The sequence below is a fragment of the Herbaspirillum chlorophenolicum genome, from assembly GCF_001189955.1.
Taxonomy (GTDB): domain Bacteria; phylum Pseudomonadota; class Gammaproteobacteria; order Burkholderiales; family Burkholderiaceae_D; genus Herbaspirillum; species Herbaspirillum chlorophenolicum.
In genome coordinates this window covers 1-2,425 of sequence record NZ_LFLT01000117.1, presented here as the reverse complement: position 1 = coordinate 2,425, position 2,425 = coordinate 1, and the positions used below count along the sequence as shown (strand labels likewise).

At 48.0% G+C, this 2,425-nt stretch carries 4 protein-coding genes; all 4 read right to left on the bottom strand.

The features are described from left to right. Positions 1-340: 340 nt before the first annotated feature. Positions 341-685, bottom strand: a complete 345-nt coding sequence (locus AKL28_RS23330; RefSeq protein WP_156226473.1) for a hypothetical protein — start codon at positions 683-685, stop codon at positions 341-343. Positions 686-793: 108 nt separating this feature from the next. Beyond that, positions 794-1,438, bottom strand: coding sequence for a DUF4304 domain-containing protein (locus tag AKL28_RS24200; RefSeq protein WP_082221657.1), 645 nt, complete (start codon positions 1,436-1,438; stop codon positions 794-796). A 3-nt stretch (positions 1,439-1,441) separates the two neighbouring features. Beyond that, entirely contained in the window at positions 1,442-1,813 is a 372-nt protein-coding gene (locus AKL28_RS23320) for a hypothetical protein (protein WP_050470670.1), read from the bottom strand. A 63-nt stretch (positions 1,814-1,876) separates the two neighbouring features. Beyond that, positions 1,877-2,425 (bottom strand): hypothetical protein (locus AKL28_RS24920; RefSeq protein WP_197091093.1); only part of this gene is annotated, 549 nt, incomplete at its 5' end.

Below are 2,425 nucleotides of genomic sequence, written 5' to 3'. Positions count from 1 at the left end.
GGCCTTGAGAGGCATCTAAGCCAAGTCGTGTCGCCATCAACTGCGCCTTGTCAGCATTGCGGCCTGCAACAAGAAGATGAATGTTATTTTCTTTGGACAATGTATGACAGATACGACTTCCAAAAAAACCGTAGCCACCAAGAACAAGAATAGTATGCATATTGAATTATTTTTTTGCATCCGAAAATGAGCTTGCCTATCTCACGGAGTACCAGTCCCTTGGCACAATCATGGCTTAGAACAACTTATCATTCGTATCTGTGTACGCTCCAGGATTTGGGGGCAGACATTTTAATAAATGGATCAACGGCAGCTTCTGGCCGATAGCGGCCATTCTTATTCACGAAAAATCAGCGGAAATATTGCGTACGCCTTGGATGTGATCGACCAGAAAGATCGCAATCCAAAGACATAGCATCGTAGTCCAAATAAATACAGCGATCCTTTTTTCATTGGAGCGACGGACGATCCGATACAGCTCCGCCACATTGATAGCTGCAAAAAACAGCAGGATCGGAAGGAGAATAAAGATGTAATAAAAGGCATCCCCTGGGCCGCCGGGGGTATTTTCTTCTCCCTTGACAGACCAGAGCCGTGAGGCAAGAAGTAAATAAAGCCCCATTCCAGTTACGTTGGCAACAGTCCAGGCGATTAGTCGAGATGGCGATTTTAGTAAGCGCAGCATAGCGAGTAATTTCTCTCGATTAGTCCGAGTGGGTCATTTTGGGGCGTGTTTAATGTTCAAGTTGAATAGGTCCGCTTCTGGCCGACAGCGGATCTATTGTAGTTTCCGCTAACGACCCAAACCAGACGCTCCGGCCTTTTTTTGCACTTCAAGCGCGTGCTCGACTGCGACAGCTTCCTGTTCTCGACCAAGCAAACGCAAGGCATTGGCTTTGGAGCGGGTTGGAAAACAACCAACTCCAGGAAAGTATCCGCTCAGTTCAGAAATGCCTTGAAGAGTGACGGCCTTTTCGAGATACGGAATAGCATATTTCTCGACAGCCGAGCGAACCTCATCAGCTATTTGTGGCACTTCGGACGGATCGCTAATCTGCCACCAATAATCCTCTTGCTGCGGAAGCAAGTGTCCGATCCGAGTTCCACAGTGTGCGAATATCTGTTTTGCAGGCTCGACAATAATGACTTCGCCGTTCGCAATTGCAAGCGCGGGCAAGTATGTCCAAAGATTCAGGGTAAAGCTACTTCGGTCCGGTGAATTCCACTGGCTTGATTGAAATCTGACGTGGCAAGTTGCATCCTTGGACGCACGGAAGAAGTGATGACCTTTCTTACGAAAGCCCAAGGATTTCAATAGAGGAGCAGGGCCAAGCGTGATTACGTCTCCAATGAGCTGGCTTGAGCGAGTCGGTAAGGATGGCATTTTCAGACCTCGATTTGGCGAATCAAATGTCCGCTTTTGGCCGAAAGTGGACATCTATTAATTCTTGGAAAACAAAACGTGCTTTAACTTGGTCGCCTCAATACCATCCGGCATCGCTTCAATATTCGCGGGGCCGTACGTAACATCAAAGCGAGACAAATAACCATCTGAATCAGCAAACAAGAGAATCGCAATTTCACCTTCAAAATTGGACTCGAAACCCAATTCGCAGAACGGCGTTGACTTCGATTCCAGGGGGCGTACTGGCTCATTTCGCGGGACATGGAAGTCAAAGCCATGGCAACCGCAAACGCATAGAGCGGTGACGCTCCCGGCGTTAATTTGCTCGGAAACGATCTCTCGCTCGGGTATTTGCTGCTTCTTCACGAGATCAAGCCATTCTCTTGCTGCACTCAAGCTGTTGGGCATTCCTTATCACCTTCTTCCCAGTTTGATTTGGTCCGTTTTTGGCCGAAATCTGAGCTCCTGCCCCTAGCCGCCACTCTTTAGCACTACTCGAGTCACGCCTTGGCCAGCTATTAACTCGATGATTTCCATTAATGCATCGGTGGGAGCAGAGCCAAAATCGCCCGTAAGGAACCACCATCCATTTAGATTTTCTACTTGAGAAAAGGAATGGATTGCTTGGCTCGTGTTGGAGGGGCCGGGATCATTCTTGTCTTCCACATCTAGCCATCGTTCTATCCATTCTTCCAGCTGGCTAATATTGGGTATCGGCTGGTCGACTACTATCTGAATAGAGTCCCAGGTGAAGGGATATATCTCAACAGTAATTTCTTCAAACTTAAATCCACGTGCCTCGAAAGCCGGGTCTATGGGAAGTGTTACCTGGCATGGTTGCGGAGATCCGTCCTTGCTCCGGCACATGACATCGACCCGGACGTAACGATATGGGTAAGGAATATTTTCGTTATTTATACTGAGCAAGAGTTCGCCTACTACCGGCCCAGACTCTGGTTCAAGTTTCGTCTTGGCTTCAATCAAATGGTCTACATAACGCTCGCGCTCTCTTGCAAATAT

Bases quoted from the DNA above. Each gene is read 5' to 3' on its own strand.
- AKL28_RS23330 (WP_156226473.1), bottom strand. From the start codon at position 685: ATGCTGCGCTTACTAAAATCGCCATCTCGACTAATCGCCTGGACTGTT.
- AKL28_RS24200 (WP_082221657.1), bottom strand. From the start codon at position 1,438: ATGTCCACTTTCGGCCAAAAGCGGACATTTGATTCGCCAAATCGAGGT.
- AKL28_RS23320 (WP_050470670.1), bottom strand. From the start codon at position 1,813: ATGCCCAACAGCTTGAGTGCAGCAAGAGAATGGCTTGATCTCGTGAAG.